Annotated in this window: 13 protein-coding genes and 2 pseudogenes; 9 read left to right on the top strand and 6 right to left on the bottom strand. The window is 67.8% G+C overall.

Features of this window, described 5'->3' with window-relative positions; genetic code table 11:
- Positions 1-147 precede the first annotated feature (147 nt).
- Together FEZ32_RS04295 and FEZ32_RS04290 are read right to left on the bottom strand one after the other, a co-directional pair.
- Positions 148-3,012 carry an ATP-binding protein gene (locus FEZ32_RS04295; RefSeq protein WP_138680023.1) on the bottom strand — a complete coding sequence of 955 codons (2,865 nt, stop codon included), beginning with the start codon at positions 3,010-3,012 and terminating at the stop codon, positions 148-150.
- Entirely contained in the window at positions 3,009-4,178 is a 1,170-nt protein-coding gene (locus FEZ32_RS04290) for a metallophosphoesterase family protein (RefSeq protein WP_138680843.1), read from the bottom strand. Before FEZ32_RS04290 ends, FEZ32_RS04295 begins: the two co-directional genes overlap by 4 nt.
- A gap of 319 nt (positions 4,179-4,497) precedes the next feature.
- Between FEZ32_RS04290 and FEZ32_RS04285 the strand changes: the two are divergent.
- Positions 4,498-5,106, top strand: a pseudogene (locus tag FEZ32_RS04285) (ISL3-like element ISPfr1 family transposase); the annotation flags it as partial.
- Between the two features lie 42 nt (positions 5,107-5,148).
- Here the strand turns inward: FEZ32_RS04285 and FEZ32_RS04280 are convergent.
- A complete protein-coding gene (locus tag FEZ32_RS04280) occupies positions 5,149-6,012 on the bottom strand; it encodes an IS3 family transposase (protein WP_244937950.1) in 864 nt (287 codons plus the stop codon).
- 17 nt (positions 6,013-6,029) lie between these two features.
- The gene (locus tag FEZ32_RS04275) at positions 6,030-6,317 is read right to left on the bottom strand and encodes a transposase (RefSeq protein ID WP_138679867.1); all 288 of its coding nucleotides are present in this window, start codon (positions 6,315-6,317) and stop codon (positions 6,030-6,032) included.
- A 71-nt stretch (positions 6,318-6,388) separates the two neighbouring features.
- Between FEZ32_RS04275 and FEZ32_RS04270 the strand changes: the two are divergent.
- A pseudogene (locus tag FEZ32_RS04270) lies at positions 6,389-6,874 on the top strand (transposase); the annotation flags it as partial.
- 917 nt (positions 6,875-7,791) lie between these two features.
- Here FEZ32_RS04270 and FEZ32_RS04265 read toward each other — a convergent pair.
- Positions 7,792-8,337 carry a YceI family protein gene (locus tag FEZ32_RS04265; protein ID WP_138680021.1) on the bottom strand — a complete coding sequence of 182 codons (546 nt, stop codon included), beginning with the start codon at positions 8,335-8,337 and terminating at the stop codon, positions 7,792-7,794.
- A 134-nt stretch (positions 8,338-8,471) separates the two neighbouring features.
- Between FEZ32_RS04265 and FEZ32_RS04260 the strand changes: the two genes are divergently transcribed.
- The 6 genes from FEZ32_RS04260 (at position 8,472) to FEZ32_RS04235 (ending at position 16,184) form a co-directional block, all read left to right on the top strand.
- On the top strand, positions 8,472-8,951 hold the full coding sequence (locus FEZ32_RS04260) for a MarR family winged helix-turn-helix transcriptional regulator (RefSeq protein WP_036981718.1): 480 nt from the start codon (positions 8,472-8,474) through the stop codon (positions 8,949-8,951).
- Positions 8,952-9,284: 333 nt separating this feature from the next.
- Positions 9,285-10,685, top strand: coding sequence for an amino acid permease (locus FEZ32_RS04255; RefSeq protein ID WP_244937949.1), 1,401 nt, complete (start codon positions 9,285-9,287; stop codon positions 10,683-10,685).
- A 32-nt stretch (positions 10,686-10,717) separates the two neighbouring features.
- Complete coding sequence (locus FEZ32_RS04250; protein WP_138680020.1) at positions 10,718-11,680, top strand: 2-hydroxyacid dehydrogenase; 963 nt, start codon at positions 10,718-10,720, stop codon at positions 11,678-11,680.
- Between the two features lie 271 nt (positions 11,681-11,951).
- Entirely contained in the window at positions 11,952-13,577 is a 1,626-nt protein-coding gene (gene glpA, locus FEZ32_RS04245) for an anaerobic glycerol-3-phosphate dehydrogenase subunit GlpA (RefSeq protein ID WP_097799642.1), read from the top strand.
- Positions 13,574-14,929, top strand: coding sequence for a glycerol-3-phosphate dehydrogenase subunit GlpB (gene glpB / locus FEZ32_RS04240; RefSeq protein ID WP_138680019.1), 1,356 nt, complete (start codon positions 13,574-13,576; stop codon positions 14,927-14,929). Before glpA ends, glpB begins: the two co-directional genes overlap by 4 nt.
- Before the next feature lies 1 nt (position 14,930).
- Positions 14,931-16,184 (top strand): anaerobic glycerol-3-phosphate dehydrogenase subunit C, encoded by a 1,254-nt coding sequence (locus FEZ32_RS04235; RefSeq protein ID WP_028703265.1) that lies wholly within the window; start codon positions 14,931-14,933, stop codon positions 16,182-16,184.
- 312 nt (positions 16,185-16,496) lie between these two features.
- Here the strand turns inward: FEZ32_RS04235 and FEZ32_RS04230 are convergent, their stop codons facing one another.
- The gene (locus FEZ32_RS04230) at positions 16,497-17,600 is read right to left on the bottom strand and encodes a sensor histidine kinase (RefSeq protein WP_138680018.1); all 1,104 of its coding nucleotides are present in this window, start codon (positions 17,598-17,600) and stop codon (positions 16,497-16,499) included.
- Positions 17,601-17,710: 110 nt separating this feature from the next.
- Between FEZ32_RS04230 and FEZ32_RS13480 the strand changes: the two genes are divergently transcribed.
- Positions 17,711-17,851, top strand: coding sequence for a hypothetical protein (locus tag FEZ32_RS13480; RefSeq protein WP_154101209.1), 141 nt, complete (start codon positions 17,711-17,713; stop codon positions 17,849-17,851).
- Positions 17,852-17,881: the final 30 nt, after the last annotated feature.

The raw sequence follows: 17,881 nt of genomic DNA, 5'->3' as shown, positions 1-17,881 counted from the left end.
AGTTCGACGATGCTCGCGCTATAGCGCGAGCATCGTCGAACTTCGCGAGCATCGTGGAAAAGGCCGGACGAGCTGGAAGAAAGCCGGAAAAAGGGCAGGGCGAGACAGGGCCGGGCCGTGGGAAAGGACAGGGTCAGGACGTCTGGGTCACTGGAAGGGGATTCTGGTGGCGTCCAGTCCGTCGTAGCGTTCCGGGGCGCTGGTGAGGACGATCACCTGGTGGTTGCGTGAACCGGTGGCCACCTCCTTGAGGACCCGGGAGGTCCGGACCCGGTCGGAGTAGACCAGCGCGTCGTCCAGAATCACCGGGACGCCGTCCTTCGGATCCACCAGCTGGGCGGTCGCCAGACGCACCACCAGGCCGAGCTGCTCCTTCGCCCCGGTCGACAATTGGTCCCAGTCCAGCCAGGCCCCGTTGAGCAGGCGCTTCGTGACCGTGAGGGAGTCGTCGACCCGCACGGCCATGTCTCGCCCGAAGACACCGCGACCGAGCCTCTCGACCTCCCGGGTGAACGGCTCGAGGTATCGCCGGTGCTCCTCGTCGCGATGGCGGATGAGGGTGTCGTGCAGCAGCCGCGCGGCATCGGCCCGCCGGGTGAGGGCCGCCGACTCGATCCCGCTGCGGTGCGCCAGCCCTGACAGCTCGTCGAACCGGTCCTGACGCCCCTCCCGGTCCAGTCCCCTCAGCTGGCCGGTGAGCTCGGCATGGCGTCCCCGGCTCGCCACCAGCCGCTCACCTGCACGGGCGAGACGCCGTGCGGAGGCCTGCGCCGCCTCCCGCACCTGGTCGGGGGAGTGGGACTCCAGCTCCCGGGAGGCCGCGGCGACCCTGCTCGTGGCGTCCTTGTGCTGCTCCTCGGCAGCGCGTGCCGCATCCTCCAGGGCCTGGTCGCTGGTCTGTTCGCGGGCTGTCTCCAACCGGTCCTGGAGCCGGTGCACCTGATCATGACTGGAGGTCAGCGTGGAGGACGCCGCCGAGGCCGCCTCCCTGGCCGTCGAGCGGCGCTCCTGGACAGTGTCGCGGGCCGAACGCGCGGTGGTCTCCGCCAGGTCGGCATCCTCGTGGGCGGACTCCAGGAGGTCGGCCCTCTGGTCGGCCTGTTCCGGGGTCTCGGTGCTTTGGTCAGCGCCTTGGAGTGCTTCGGATCCGTCGGTCATGCCGGGCGCCGCGTCGGTCTCGGTGTTGGTCATGGTCACCTCGGTTGTGGTCTCACGGACCAGGGCCGAGGAGGCCGTGATCCGGTCGCGGACCGCGATGAGATCGGCCAGACTCACCGATCCGGCTCCACTCCCGGCCTCGGCTCCATTCCCGGCCTCGACCGAACTCCCGGCCCCGACCCCAGAACCGGTGCCACCCGACCCCTCGGCCTCGGCCCCGGCGTCCTCGAGTTCCCTCGCCACCCGCTGGCGCAGCGCCATCAGCGCATCCTCCTCGCGGCGACGTCGACTCAGCAGGTCGCGGGCCTCCTCGACCGTGGCGACCCTCATCGGGTCCAGCAGCGCGGCCAGATCTCGTTCGGCAGCCTCCACCTGATGGGCCAGGTCGTCGACGTCTGCGGCGGGGACGACTGTGATCCGCCACGCCTCGGCGACCTCGACGACGGTCCGCCGGTCGACCACCCGGCTCTCATCGTCGCCTTCACCGCTGATCGGCTCGCCGTCGACCCGCAGTTCCGGGGCGTCCTCGGCCAGTCGGCTCAGCGTCATCCTCGGGCTGGCGGTTTCCAGCCGGATCCGGGCCGCGGTGAGCTTCTGCTCGGCCGCCCGTGCCGCCTTGATGCCGGCGGCGGTGGCCGGGTTGGTGTCGATCCGGTTCTCGGCCTCGGCGATCTCGGCCTGGAGCGCGGTGATGGTGGTGATCGTCTGGTTGAGCCGCTCGAGGCGGGCCTGGTCGCGCAGTTCGGAGGCGCGACGCCGGGCGGCGTCCCAGGCCTCCTTGGCCTTCCTGCGCGCAGAATCGGCCTCCCGCCACGCCTGGTCGGCCTCGGTGAACTGCGACTCGACCGCTTCGACCGCCTCGAGAGCCGTGCGTGCGGCCGCACGGGCGTCCTCCTCCGCGTCCCGGGCGTCAGCCAGTTCGGCGACTGCGGCCCGGCGATCCTTCAACTCGTCGACGGCGGCGTCGCGGAGGTGCCGGGCGTCCTGCTCGGCCCGGGTGGCCTCGGTGACCGCGTGCTCCAGATCCTCCAGATCCGCCAGTGCGGCGGCGTCCCGGGCGGCCGAGACCTTCAGCGCGGCCAGGGACTTCTGCTGGTCCTCGAGATTCTCCTGGGACTCCTCCAGATCCGAGACCACCGTGTCCACCTCGGCCAGCCGCGCGGTGGCCTGCTGCAGCTCGGCCGTCAGCCTCTCGGTCTCCGCGGCGGCCTCCTTGAGGACCTTGCCCGGCTTGCCGGTCGGCGTCCAGTACTGCTCGTACTCGTGCGTGACGGCGGCGAGCAGACCCGCCCCGTCACGATCGGCGCCGTTCCCGGACGCACCGTCGGGGGCGGCGACGTCGTCCCCCTCCCCGCCCTGGTCGCGGACCGCCCGGTCGAGGGCGGCGGTGAGCGCGGTGGAGGATCGCAGGGACAGGGCCTCCAGGCTGCCGGCCTGCATCAGCCGGAGCGCCTGCCACAGTGTGTCGTCGGTGCCCCGCCAGATCTCAGCCATCGCGTCGGTGGCCTCCTCACCGGTCAGCACCTCGCCGGCGCGCCGTCCCGAGACGAACTCCAGGCGGGCCTGGGGCTGGTGGAGGAACTGCTTGGAGTGGATCAGCCGCACCCCGCCGACGGTCATCTCGGCTTCCACCACGACGGGCAGGTCGGTGCCGTAGGGCTGGGTCTGGGCCACTCGGCCGGCCCTGGAGGTGGCCTTGAGTTTGGGGTCCAGCAGGAGGTCCAGGGCCTCGATCATGGAGGTCTTGCCGACCTCGTTGAGACCCTCGGCGATCACCAGGCCGGAGTCGGGCAATGTGAGGGTGCGCTCGTGGATGGATCGGAAGTTCTCGACGTGGATCCGGTGGAGTCTCATCGGCCGGCCTCCGATCGGGCGGCCAGACGTCTCAGCAGTCCGAGGGCGTCGACCGCGGTGGCGGGCGCGACGTCGCCGTCATGGCGTCCGGGACCCGCCAGGTCGGCGAGCTCCTGGGCGGCGCCGCCTGCCCAGCCCGGCAGGTCCATCCCGGCGAGGTCGTCGTCATCGGGCAGGACGGTGAGGTCGTTGCGGTCCTCGCTGGGTTCGAGGCTGGCGAAACTGTCCGACTGATCCTGCAGCAGCGCCTCCAGCCGGGCGTTCTGGGTGACGGTCAGGCCGCCGTGCAGGTCGTAGCGGATGATGGTGTGGGTCGGGTCGTCGAACCCGGCGAGCTCGGACGCCAGCGCGTCGATGTCCTCATCGGTGGACATCGGGCGACTCACCCTGGCGTGCAGCCAGATGCCCACCGGAAACGGGGTGGCGCTCACCCGGCCGTCGGCGATCTCGATGACGTCGACGCTGCCCTTGCCGGGATCGCTGAATCGCGTCGTCTCCTGGGTGCCGGAGTAGCGGATCGGCGCATCCGGGCTCTCGGGCCAGCGGATGTGACGGTCGCCGAGGGCGACGTAGCTGATCGCGCCGCGGGCGATGGCCGCGTCCAGGGCTGGCCGGTCGATGAGCACTCCCTCGACGTCCTGGCCTGACAGCCCGGGCAACTGTCCGTGGGCGACCAGCACTCGGGTGGTGCCGTCGTCGGTCAGCCCGGCGACCACCGGTCCCACCGGATCGCTGGAGGGATGGCGCGACAGCAATGGGACGCCGATCACCTGGACCCCGTCGGCGGCGTCGATGGGTGTGGAGTCGCGCAGCACCGTGACGTTGTCGGGGCAGGCCTGGGTGAAGTCTGGCCGGTCCCAGACGCAGCCGGGTTCCAGGGAGTCGTGGTTGCCCGGCAGCAGGTAGACCGGCAGGGCGATCGAGGCCATCGCCCGGCAGGTCCGGGTGATCACCTGCCGGGAGACGTTCTGGGTCTCGAAGACGTCGCCGGCGACCACCACGAAGGCGCAGCCCTGGGTCCGGGCCAGGTCGCCGATCCGGCGCACGGCGTCGATCCGGTCGGAGGTGAACCGGGCCTGTGGGTCGTCGTCTCCGCCGCGACGGCGCGCCAGGTAGTGGCGGGTCATGCCGAGCTGCCAGTCGGACGTGTGCAGGAACTTCACCATCATCGGGCCTCCTGAATGGGGTCAGAGCTCACTCTAGAGAGAGGGTCTGACAGTGTTCGCCGTCGCCGTCGCTGTGTCGTGGTGCCGCTGTGTCCAGGTGTCCCTCTTGTTGTGCGCTTCCCTGTTGTGTCCTTCCTGCTGTGTCCCTCCCGAGGTGGCGACTTTCCTGCATTCGTGGGTGGTAGGAGGTGGACTTGAGGGAATCGGGCTCTTCACGAACGAGGGTGTAGCGGGTTGAGCGTGTCGGTGGCCGGGTAGGGGTCGAGGTCTCCCTGGGGATGGAAGTTCTCACACTCGCCATCTGCCGGAAGACCTCGACGTGCCCCACGCTACTTTCACTACACCTTGCCTGACCACGTTCTGCGGTCTCGACGAGCTCGGCCTGGAGGCTGTCGGGCAGCGTCTGGACCCGGATCGGGCGGTGATCGAGTGCCGTGTCGTGGAGCCGGACCGGTGGTGCCGCGAGTGTGGATGCGAGGGCGCCCCGCGCGACACGGTGATCCGTCGGCTCGCGCATGAGCCGTTCGGGCATCGGCCCACGACCCTGCTGATCCGGGTCCGGCGCTACAAATGCTGCGGGTGTGGGCGGGTCTGGCGGCAGGACACCACGGCCGCCGCGCCGGTACGGGCGAAGATCTCCCGCGGTGGGTTGGCGTGGGGGCTGGCGGGCTTGGTCCTCGATCATCTCTCGGTCACGCGTGTCGCGGCAGGGCTGGGGGTGTCCTGGTCCGCCGCGAACGACGCGATCCTCGCCGAGGGCCGCCGGCGGCTGATCGATGACCCGGCGCGGTTCGAGGGCGTGACCACGATCGGCGTCGACGAGCACGTGTGGCGACACACCCGCCACGGCGACACGTACGTGACCGTGATCATCGACCTGACCCCGGTGCGCGACAAGACCGGCCCGGCACGGCTGCTGGACATGGTCTGGACTGCTTGCCGTTTCTCGGACACGCCCAAACACTTGGTTTCAGGCCACCTGACGTGATTCCCTGTACTCCGCCTCAATCTCATTAGGGGTCCGATACCCCAACGACGAGTGAAGACGTTTCTGATTATACCTGAGCTCGATCCACCGCACAATATCCCGGACCGCCTCATCCCTGGTCCGATAGATCACCCGGTGCACCCTCTCGTTCTTCAACGTCGCATTGAACGACTCCGCCCACGCATTATCCCAGCACAGTCCCGTCCTCCCCACGGACAGTCTGATATCATAGGACTCGAGCAGCTCGGTGAATTCCTTCGACATGTACTGCGACCCATGATCCGAATGGAAAATGGTCGCCCCTCTCACATACTCACAATTCCTGACGGCCATGTCGATGGCCCTGCAGATCAATCCGGTCCTCATGTGATCATCGATCGCGTAACCCACGGCCCTCTTCGTGCAGCAGTCCAGTACCGTCGCCAGATAGCAGAATCCTTCCAGGGTGCGAATATAGGTGATGTCACCGACCCATTTGTATCCCGGCTGCGCCGCGGTGAAGTCTCGTTCCACCAGGTCTGGGCGCCCGTCGGCGTCGTCGGCCGGGATCGTGGTGCGGACCCTCAGGCGGGGCTGTGCGGCCACCAGCCCCTCGGCCCGCATGATGGAGCGGACCGTGTCCGGGTGCACCGCCTCACCGGCCCGGGCGAGCTCTGCGGCGATCCGCCGGTAGCCGTAGGTACCGTCCGAGTCAGCAAAATAGAAACGAATCTTGGAAGCGAGGTCACGGCGTCGACGTGCGGTCGCAGAAATGGGCCTGGCTCGCCAGTCATAATATCCCGAGGGAGACACGGTGAGGCATCGGCACATGAGCCGAACGGGGTAGTTGCCTTCTTGCGAGAAGATGTACGTGTAGCGGACAGCTACTGTGATTCCTTCGCGAAGAAGGCTGCCGCTTTTTTTAGGAACTCGTTCTCCATCCGGGCCTCACGGAGATCCTTCCTCAACCGTGCGAGTTCGGCCGACTCGGCACTGGTGAGGTTCTCGGTTTCCGGGTCCGGATTCTTCTTGCGATACTCCTTGACCCATACGCCGACAGTCTGAGCGACAAGATTGTATGATTCTGCTACGGCTTTGATGGTGCGATGCTTGTCCACGACTTCAAGAACGACCTGGTTCTTGAACTCCGGACTGTACTTCGATCCTGACATGATGTGATCCTACCCGATTCTCGAAACTATGACTTTCCTCAGAAGTCCGGGAAGCTTCACTCAGTCCACACGACGTCTTCGGCCGGCGGGGCATGAAGGGCGATCCGCTCTACCAGGCCAGACGGACCCTGCTGACCGGTGCCGGTCTGCTCACCGACAAGCAGCAGGCGCGGCTAGATGCCCTGTTCGCCGACGACAGGCACGTCGAGGTCGAAGCGACGTGGGGCATCTACCAAGACATGATCACCGCGTACCGGGACAAGGACCGCGGCCTGGGCAGATTCTTCCTCGCGCACACGATCGACAAGATCAGCGCCAGCGTCCCGGAGCAGCTCGTCGAGATCCGCAAACTCGCCCGCACTCTCACACAGCGCGCTTCGGACGTGCTCGGCTACTTCGACCGCCCCGGCACCAGCAACGGCCCCACCGAAGCGATCAACGGCCGACTCGAACACCTCCGCGGCACGGCCCTCGGCTTCCGCAACCTCAGCCACTACATCGCTCGGTCGCTGCTCGAAGCCGGCGGATTCAGACCCGCGCTACACCCTCGTTCGTGAAGAGCCGGGAATCGCACGTGAGCGCGAGCGGCAGCAGGCTTGGTAATTCCCTGAGCATCCGATGAGGTGAACATTTCACTCGCTGAACGAGGTGCGGAGCGACGGCAGCGTCGAGATCTGCACTTTGGCGAGTGAAATGTTCACTTCTTCCATGTCATGTTGCCCAGAACCGTGCTGGAGAGGGCTCGTCGGCACGGATGCAGGAAAATGGCTGGGACGGGTGCAGGGAAACTGCCGGGGTAGACGCAGGGGAACGGCACGGATGCAGGGGAGAGGTGCGGACGCTCTGGTGGGTTGGGACAGGTGCAGCGAAACAGCACGAATGCAGGGAAGCTGTCGGGGTAGGCGCAGGGGGAGCGGCACAGATGCAGGGAAACTGCCGTGGTCGGTGCGGACAAGCAGCACAGATGCAGGGAAACTGCCGGGACAGGTGCAGGAAGAAGGACGGATGCAGGCAAAAGGCACGGATGCAGTGGAGCTCCACTGCATCCGTGCCTTTTCCCTGCATCCGTGGGGAGGGGCGCCCCATTCTGAGAGGACATGTCATGGATGAGGCCTTTTCCCTGCATCCGTGGGGAGGGGGCGTCATGTTCCGCCGACTGTGACGGTGGTCGACGGCTTTCCCTGCATCCGTGGATGGGGGCGCCGGCCGGGCGTCGCCGAACGGGCCGGCGTGACCGGTGCACGGCCAGTTCTGGTCCTCACCCGGCCGAACGCGGGCGGCGGCTCCGTGGAGTCTGCTGAGGTGCCCGCGGAACCTTTGCCAGTGACCCAACTGACGCCGGGAGGGGCGGTCGCCACCCAGCTGAAGTCGGGCGGGGCCCAGTTTGGCCCCAGTCGGCCACTCAGCTGGAGCCGGGCAGGCCCCAGTCGAAGCCGGGCGGGCCACTCAGCCGAACAGGAGGAAGAGGAAGACCTCAGGCCTGCTTGATCGCGCTGACCTCGAGCTCCAGGGTGACGTCGTCGCTGACCAGCACACCGCCGGTCTCCAGGGCGGCGTTCCAGGTGATCCCGAAGTCCTTGCGGGAGATCTTGACCTTGCCCTCGAAGCCGACGCGGATGTTGCCGAAGGGGTCCTTGGCCTCGCCGTCGAACTCGAAGGGGATGGTGACCGGCTTGGTGATGCCCTTGATCGTGAGGTCACCGGTGAGCTCCAGGTCGTCGCCCTTCACGGCCGCCGAGGTGGAGGCGAAGGTGATCTTGGGGAACTTGTCGGTCTCCAGGAAGTCGCCGGACTTGATGTGGGCGTCGCGGTCGGCGACACCGGTGGTGAAGGAGTCGGTCGCAATGCTGACCGTGACCTTCGCCGACGAGGGATCCGAACCGTTGCCGGAGGCGGTGCCCTCGAAGTCGGTGAAGGAGCCGCGCACCTTGGTCACCATGGCGTGACGGGTCACGAAGCCGAGGCGGGTGTGGGCGGGGTCGAGGACGTAGGTGCCGTTGAGGTCGCTGAGGTTGGTCATTGCAAGTCTCCCTGAGTGGAACACATGAGATGGAGTGGTTGACGCGTCACCAATAGTGACGCACACTGTGTGACATGTCAACCAGTGAGACCGGGAATTATTCCGCTGCCCCTCCCCGGGGGAGGATGAGCGACATGACTGAGGACACCCCGTGGCTCGACGACCATCAGCAGCGCGTGTGGAGACTCTGGCTCGACGTCACCAATGGACTCCCGGTCCTGCTGAACCGCCAACTCGCCCGCGACACCGATCTGTCCCTCCAGGACTTCGAGGTGCTGGTCTGCCTCTCGGAGACCGAGGGCCACGCCATGCGCGTGGTGGCACTGGCCGACGCCATGCACTGGGAGCGCTCGCGGCTGTCCCACCAGCTCACCCGGATGGAGAAGCGCGGCCAGGTCCGCCGCGAGTCCTGCTGCACCGACGGCCGCGGGCAGCTCGTCCGGCTCTCCGACAAGGGGTGGGACGCCGTCGTCGCGGCCGCTCCCGGCCATGCTGGTCTGGTCCGCCGGGTGGTCTTCGGAGGCCTGGACATGGATCATCTCGACGAGTTGGAGCAGATTCTCAACCACATCCGGGACAGTCTGGTCAAGGAGCGGGAGGCCCTGGAGTCCTGACAGCTCGGCGCCTCGGCCCGACGCCCTCGGATGTGCGACGCGAGAAGCGAGGGAACGGCTGAGACCAGTCCCCGTGTCCGGTGCCTGTGGTCGGGGGCACGTCGCGACACGCTGCAGGGCTGCTGACGCGCGCGGCGTCCCGTCGCGGCGACCAGGAAGTGCGGACTCCCACGTCCCCGGCGTCCCACGCTCTGAGTCGACCGAGGACCACAGCGTCCGGCGGAATAGGCTCAGTGGTTGGAAATTCGTCGTGCCAAAGGAGCTCACGTGTCGAGCAGTTCCAGCCACTCGCAGGCATCCGGGGGTCAACGGGGGACCGCTCCCGCACCCAGGATGAAGGGCCGTCATCTGGTGATGATGAGCCTCGGCAGCGCCATCGGCACCGGCCTCTTCCTGGGTTCCGGCAAGGGCATCGCCGCCGCCGGACCGTCGGTGCTGGTCGCCTACGTGGTCGCCGGCCTGGTGGTCATCGCCATCATGCGGATGCTCGGCGAGATGGTCGCCGCCCACCCCGACTCCGGAGCCTTCTCCGTCTACACCTCCCGCGCCATGGGACCGGCCGCCGGATTCGCGATGGGCTGGGTCTGGTGGGTCGAGCTGGCCGTCGTGGTGGCCGCCGAGGGCACCGCCGCCGCACAGATCTTCCTGGCTGCCTGGCCGATCGCCCCCGACTGGCTGCTCACCCTCGTCTTCATGGTGGTGCTCACCGTCATCAACCTGCTGGGGGTCGACAAGTTCGGCGAGTTCGAGTTCTGGTTCGCCCTCATCAAGGTCGCCGCGGTGGTCGGCTTTCTGGTGGTCGGCGTCCTGCTGCTGTGCGGGGTGCTGCCCACCCCGGCCCCCGGCCTGTCGAACTTCCTGCACCACGGCGGGTTCATGCCCAACGGCTGGCCCGGAGTGGCCACCGGCCTGCTCATCGTCATCTTCGCCTTCGGCGGCATCGAGATCGTCGCGGTCGCCGCCGCCGAGACCGAGAACCCCCGCAAGCACATCGGCAAGGCCATCAACACCATCATCTGGCGGATCCTGGTCTTCTACATGGGGTCGGTGGCCATCATGGTCTTCGCCCTGCCCTGGGACGATCCCAAGCTCGCCAGCTCCCCCTTCGTCGCGGTGCTGTCGCTGGCCCGGATCCCCGGCGCCGACGCCGTGCTGACCCTCATCATCGTGCTGGCCATCCTCAGCTCCCTCAACGCCAATCTGTACGGCGACTCGCGGATGCTCGGCTCGCTGGCCCAGCGCGGGATGGCTCCGCAGTTCATGATGCGCAAGGGACGCCGCAACGTCCCGGTCGCCGCCGTGCTGTCGAGTGTCGCCTTCGGCTACGTGTGCGTCGTCCTCACCTACATCTGGGGCGCCAAGGTGCTCGACGTGCTGCTCAACATCGTGGGCTCCACGATCATCGTCACCTACCTGTTCACCATCGCCTCGCAGATCATCCTGAGACGTCGCGCCGAGCGGACCGGTGAGAAGCTCCCCTTCAAGATGTGGGGCTACCCCTACCTGTCCTGGCTCACCCTGGCGGTGCTGATCGGGATCATCGGTCTGGGGATGACCGACCCCGGTGTCCGGGCCCAGATCCTGGCCACCTTCGGGCTGACTCTGGTGCTCTTCCTGATCGGCATCGCCCGGACCCGTCGGCTCGGCGAGGACCCGTTCCGTCCCTCCGAGACGCCGTCGAGCCCCGACGACTCCACCGATCCGGCCGATCAGCAGACCGTCGACCACGCCTGAACCGGCCCCGGGAGCGGCGATAGTGTGGCCCTATGGCCAGGATCATTGTCACTGCTCCTCAGATGCCCGAAGCTCTCGATCGGCTCAGCGACCACGATGTGGTGGGCGGGGACCACTTCATGGACCGTGCGGAGTTGGAGTCCCTCATCGGTGACGCCGACGCCCTGCTGACCTCCCTGTCGGACCCGCTGGACGCCGAGATGCTCGCCCGCGCCGACCGGCTGAAGGTCATCGGGCAGTGCGCCGCTGGGTTCAACAACATCGATCTGGACGCCGCCACCGCCCGCGGGATCGTCGTGACGACCACTCCGGGGGTCCTCCATGAGGCCACCGCCGATCTCGCCTTCGGGCTGATGCTCATGGTCACCCGACGGCTCGGCGAGGCCGAGCGGCTGGTGAGGGCGGGAACTCCCTGGCGATACGACCACACCTTCATGCTGGGGGCCGGTCTCCAGGGCGCCACCCTCGGCATCGTTGGTCTCGGCCAGATCGGCGAGGCGATGGCCCGGCGCGGGGCCGCCTTCGGGATGGACGTCGTCTACGACGCCCGCCACGACCACGACGTCTCGGCCATCGACGCCGTCAACCCGCACACCGCGGCGACCCGCCGGGTCGATCTCCAGGAGCTGCTGGCGGTCTCCGACGTGGTCTCCCTGCACTGCCCGCTCACCCCCCGGACGGCCCACCTCATCGACGCCGATGCGCTGGCGACGATGAAGGACAGCGCCTTCCTCATCAACACCGCCCGCGGCGGCTGTGTCGACGAGGCGGCCCTGGCCCACGCCCTGCAGACCGGCCAGATCGCCGGCGCCGGGCTGGACGTCTACGAGCACGAGCCCACGATCACCCCGGCCCTTCTCGAGATGGACAATGTGGTGGCTCTGCCGCACATCGGCTCGGCCACCCGGCAGACCCGCGGGGTGATGAGCGCCCTGGCGGCGCGCAACATCCTCGAGGTGCTGGCCGGCCGGCCCGCCGAGACCCCGGTCAACTGAGTTCTCCATCCCGGAGTAAACCCGGAACGGCCGTATTTACAGCACGAGGAAGTGCCGTAAATAAAGGCTCCCACGACCAGGACGGCCGTAAACATGCACGGATGTGGCACTCAATGCACGTCCGTGCTATGTGGGTACTGATCCCTGCACATCGGCAGGCAAGATCGAAGATTCGCCGGAGGATTCACTACTCTCTGTAGTGGACTTTGGCAACGGCGCAGGGCAGGTAGCTCGGAGAGTTCGTCCCGGCGCTTCGGAAGGAGCTTCAAACATGAGGACCATGGACGCTGACGTCGTCGTCATCGGTGGCGGTGCCACCGGTGCGGGCGTCGTGCGGGACGTCGCGATGCGCGGGTACTCCGCCGTCCTGCTGGACAAGGCCGACCTCGGCCAGGGCACCACCGGCCGCTATCACGGCCTGCTCCACTCCGGCGGACGCTATGTCGTATCGGATCCCGAGTCGGCCACCGAGTGCGCCGAGGAGAACGAGATCGTCACCCGGATCCACGCGGACGCCGTCGAGAAGACCGGCGGCCTGTTCGTCGTCACCCCCGACGACCCGATGGAGTTCTCCGACCAGTGGACCGAGGGGGCCACCAAGGCCAAGGTCCCGTGGACCGAGATCAGCGTCGCCGAGGCACTGCGCCGCGAGCCCCGCCTCAACCCCGGACTCAAGCGCGCCTTCGCCGTCCAGGACGGAACGGTCGACGGCTGGCAGATGGTCTGGGGCGCCGCTCACTCCGCCGAGGACCACGGAGCCCAGGTGCTCACCTACACCGAGGTCACCGAGATCATCCGCGAGGGCGACCAGGTGACCGCGGTCGTCGCCCACGACCTCAAGAAGGATGAGCAGGTCAGGATCTCGACCCGCTTCGTCATCAACACCGCAGGCCCCTGGGCCGGCCGGATCGCCGACCTGGTCGGCTGTCACGACGTCGAGGTGGTGCCCGGTCGCGGCATCATGATCGCGATGAACCACCGCCTGGTGAACACCGTCGTCAACCGCTGCATCTACCCCGCCGACGGCGACATCCTGGTGCCCGTGCACACGGTCTCCATCATCGGCACCACCGACGTCAAGGCCGACGATCCGCAGCGCCTGGCGGTCCCCCGCAACGAGGTCCAGCAGATGCTGGACTCCGGCGAGGCCCTCATCCCCGGATTCCGCGACTCCCGAGCCGTGCACGCCTGGGCCGGCGCCCGCCCGCTGTTCAAGGACAAGCGGGTCGCCGCCACCGACACCCGGCACATGTCCCGCGGCATGAGCATCCTCGACCACGGCACCCGCGACGGCGTCAACGGCATCGTCTCGATCATCGGCGGCAAGCTCACCACCTACCGCCTGATGGCCAAGAACGTCGTCGACGTGATGTGCGAGCAGCTCGGCGACGACCGCCCCTGCACCACCGACAAGGAGGCCGTGCCGGGATCCACCGAGGGCCACACCTACGTCATCACGCACCGCCTCCACGACAACGAGGTGGCCCGGGCCAAGCATCTGGAGACCACGCCGAACAAGACGCCCTCGCGCGCCGCGATCGACGACCAGATCATCTGCGAGTGCGAGCTGATGAGCCGCAAGATGCTCACCGACCTGCTCGCCGAGCAGCCCGACTCCACCTTCGACGACCTGCGCCGCCAGCTGCGCCTGGGCATGGGCCCCTGCCAGGGCGGCTTCTGCTCGATGCGCGCCACCGGCGTCGCCCTTGAGGAGGGCGCTGTCGACGTCGAGCGGGCCACCGGCCTGCTGCGCCTGTTCCTCAAGAACCGGTGGATCGGCCTGTGGCCCATCCTCTACGGCGAGCAGGTCCGACAGACCGCTCTCGACGACTGGATCTTCCAGGGCACCTTCGACGTCGAGCATCTTCCCGTCCCCGAGAGCGAGGTTGAACTGTGACCGCCACAGCCATTACCACCACCGCCAGCTGGGCCGGCGCCCAGCCGCACGTCGTCGTCATCGGTGCCGGCATCGCCGGGCTCACCGCAGCCCTGCGGCTGCGCCGGGCCGGCGCCCGCGTCACCCAGATCACCAAGGGGCTGGGCGGCATCCAGCTCGGCCAGGGGTCGATCGACATCCTGGGCTACGCCCCCGAGCGGGTCGAGCGTCCGTTGGACGCCATCGAGGCCTTCGCCGCCGCCAACCCCGAGCACCCCTACGCACGGATCGGGGTCGACGCCGTCCGCGCCGGCGTCGACTTCCTGCGCGAGGCCGCCGGTGAGGACCTGCTGGTCGGCGATCCCGAGCGCAACGTCAACCTGCCCACCGCCGTCGGCGCCGTGCGGCCCACCGCTCTGGTGACGCCGACGATGACCGCCGGGGAACTGCACGACGGGCTCAAGCTCGTCATCATCGGGGTGGCCCAGCTCAAGGACTTCCACCCGATGCTCATCGCCCAGAACCTGGAGCGCACCACGCTGCCGGACGGCGGCAAGGTGTCGGCCCGCGCGGTGATGACCGATTTCGAGCCCCGCCAGAACGAGTACGACGCGACCGGGCTCACCTTCGCCCGGGCCCTGGACGACCCGAAGACCCGACGCACCTTCGCCGAGGGAATCAAGGGATTCGTCAACGAGGGGGAGACCGTCGGCCTTCCCGCCATCCTTGGCGAGGAGGACCACAAGGCCGCCTTCGCCGAGATCTCCCAGATCATCGGCGCCCCGGTCTTCGAGATCCCCGCCCTGCCGCCGTGCGTGCCGGGCATGAGGCTCAACGAGGCTCTGGTCAAGGCCGTCAAGGATGCCCGGGTGGAGTTCATCCTGGGCACCAAGGTGACTGGTTTCACCGCCGGTCCGGACGGCCGGCTGGCCTCGGTGACCGCCTCCACGGCGGGTCACCGTCGTGAGATCGCGGCCGACGCCTTCGTGCTGGCCGCCGGCGGCTTCGAGTCCGGCGCGCTGAAGCTGGACTCCCACGGACACGTCCTGGACACCGTCCTGGGGCTGCCGCTGACCCTCCCCGAGGGGGTCGACGAGGACCATCTGGTCACCGACAAGTACTGGGGAGTGGCCCAGCCGCTGTTCAAGGTCGGCGTCGCCGTGGACGACTCGATGAAGGTCGTGGCCGACGGCAAGCCGGTCTACGACAACGTCTACGCCGCTGGTGGCGTGATCGCCGGAGCCACCCGTTGGCAGGAGAAGAGCGGCGAGGGCATCGCGCTGGGTTCGGCCGTCAAGGCCACCGACGCCATCCTCGCCTCACTGCCGGTCGTTGCCGCGAGCGCGGCGTCCCCGACTGCGGAAAGGAACTGAAATGGGAGTCATTGAGGAGACATTCGCCGGCCATGAGGTGGCCCGCGCCTCCCTCGACAACTGCGTCAAGTGCACCATCTGCGAGACGGTGTGCCCGGTCGCCAAGGCCAACCCGCTGTTCACCGGCCCGAAGTACAACGGCCCGCAGGCCGAGCGGTACCGCGACGGTGCGTCGGTGGACCACTCCCTGGAGTGGTGCGACTTCTGCGGCATCTGCACGCTGAACTGCCCGCAGGGGGTCAAGATCGCCGAGCTCAATGAGCAGGCGGCGACCAAGATGAAGGAGCAGAACGGCTTCCCGCTGCGGGACCGGATCATCCCCGAGACCAACATGGAGGGGATGCTGCTGTCCCCGATGGCTCCGGTGGCGAACTGGGCCCTGGGGCTGCGTCCGCTGCGGATCGTGGTCGAGAAGGTCATCAAGATCCATCGCGACGCCCCGATGCCGACCGCCCACACCGAGACCCTCGCCAAGTGGCTCAAGCACCGCAAGAAGCCTGACATCACCCCCACCAAGGGGCCGGTGGTCTTCTTCCAGGGCTGCGCCGGCGGGTACTTCGAGACCGAGACCTCCAAGAAGTCCATCGAGGTGCTGGAGCACCTGGGCTACGAGGTCTTCGTCCCGAAGCAGTCCTGCTGCGGGCTGGCCAAGCAGTCCAACGGGCTGTTCAAGGGAGCCACCAAGGACATCCTCAACCTGTGCGACAACCTCCTGAAGTTCGGCAACGAGCTCCCGGTGGTGTCCTCCTCGGGTTCGTGCATCGGGATGGTCAAGCACGAGGCCCACGAGGTCATCGGGGTCGACGACCCGCGGCTGGCCAATGTGTCGGTGCGCTCGCGCGACTTCTGCGAGTTCCTCATGGAGGAGTATCGGGCCGGTCGCCTGGACGCCTCGGAGTTCAAGGAGATCGATCTCACGGTGCCGTACCACCAGCCCTGCCAGGTGAAGAGCCAGGGAATGGGCTTCCCGGCCGTTCAGCTGATGGAGCTGATCCCCGGGGTCAAGGTGATCGAGTCCAACGAGCCGTGCTGCGGAATCGCCGGCACCTACGGACTGAAGGCCGAGCGCTACGACACCGCCCAGAAGATCGGCAAGGGCGTCTTCGAGCACATGCAGAACTACAACGAGGGCGTCGGTGTCTGCGACACCGAGACCTGCCGCTGGCAGATCGCCAAGTCCTCGGGGGTCAAGATCGTGCACCCGGTGTGGCTGCTGCACCATGCCCTGGGACTGTCGGACAATCTGCTGAAGTGAGTCCGCGGGTCGGCTGGTTCGGCTGGCTGGGCTGAGGTCGGCTCTGGTCGCCCTGGGTCCGGCGGGGCCAGTGCTTGGTCTGGTCCGTCGGACCAGCCGTCCGGCCGGGCCTGTCCTCTTGGTCGTGTCCGTCAGACCAGCCGTCCGGTCGGGCCTGTCCGTCCGACACGGTCTGGTCTGTGGTCTTTGGTGGTCCGGCCGGTCTTTCGGCACGGATGCAGGGAAATGGCACGGATGCAGTGGAGCTCCACTGCATCCGTGCCATTTCCCTGCATCCGTGGTCTGGGGCGGTGGGGGTGGGGACGGGTCCTGTCAGGGGACTGGGATCTCGGCGGAGTCTGCTGTGATCGGGACCGACAGCTTGAGCGACCAGAACCCGTCGGAGAGTCGGGTGCGAAGTGTCCCTCCGATGAGCTCGGCGCGTTCCCGCATGCCGATGATCCCCAGGCCGTCGCCACCGTAGGGCGTGCTGGTCGCATTGGTGAAGGACACGGCGATTCTGCCCTTGTCCGCTCGGACGGTCGCCTCGCACGACTCGGTGGGATCCCCGTGGTGGACGATGTTGTGGAATGCCTCGCGCGCGATCCGGCCCAGGACATCGGAGACCTCGGGGGCTATCGCGTCGACGTCGCAGTCGGTGTAGATCTGCATGTCGAAACCAGCGGCGGCGAGGGTCCTCTCACCGGTCTGGAGCTCCTCGGCGAGCGAGACGCTGGGTGACGGCGTCCCCACCCTCATCACTCTCATGAGATTCGTGAGATAGGCCGAGGCCCGGCGACCGCGGGCGACGATATCGGCCAGTGCGACGTCCCGGTCGGCCTCAGGGCCGAGGCGGGCAGCCTGCGCCCGCGCAATGATCTGCGCCAGATCGTGGGTGACGTTGTCGTGGAGCTCGGCGGCGGTGTCGCGGCGCTGAGCCTCGGACTGGGCCGTCAGTCGTTGGCGCTCGGTGCGCTGAACGCGTCGCAGTGCCAGGCCGAGGATCCAGGGCAGGATGTAGAACCCCAGCCACAGCAGCAGAGCCTGGGCATCCTCCGCTGTTGTGGTGGTGTTGCGGAAGGACAGCCAGATCGACAGCGCGTATCCCCAGACCGACGCCAGCGCTCCGGCCCACAGGTCGTCGCGCCACGCGCAGGCCAGGATGACGACCAGAGGCGCGTAGATCGAGCCGGTCACGACAGTGGGGACGACGATGGCGGCGGCGGTGAATCCCAGGCAGCTGATCGCCGCGCCGATTCGGGCGTGCCAGGCGGCCAGGCCGGCGCCGGCACAGGTGAGGAAGGCCAGTGGCAGCGCGGACGCCGGGTCGTCGGGGCGGCGACCGATGAGCTCCATGACGAACAGCAGGCCCGCCAGACCGACCTCGACCGATCCTCCGCTGAGGAAGCGACGCAGACTATCCGGATGTGAGGCCATGCCACCGATCGTATGGGGCGGTGGCCTGCTCGAACGCCACCGACCGAAAGTCTGGCCTAAAGTCACGTATCATGCCGACGCGCGGCGCGACTTACGACGATGGAGCTGACATGAAGCGACTGACACCCTCCCGGGCAGCGGTCCTGGCCACCGGTCTGCTGCTCGTCGCAGCCGTCCCCCTGGTGAGTCGTCGCGGTGGTGGGTGGTGCAGCAGGCATCCCTGGTGGCCGGGGTGCCGTTCCTCGAAGTAGCGGTCGCGTGGGCGTTGGCTCGTGACGTGT

The sequence above is a fragment of the Acidipropionibacterium jensenii genome (assembly GCF_005890135.1).
Lineage (GTDB): Bacteria > Actinomycetota > Actinomycetes > Propionibacteriales > Propionibacteriaceae > Acidipropionibacterium > Acidipropionibacterium jensenii.
Note: the sequence above shows the minus strand (reverse complement) of the source record. Positions and strands in the feature narration are given on the sequence as shown.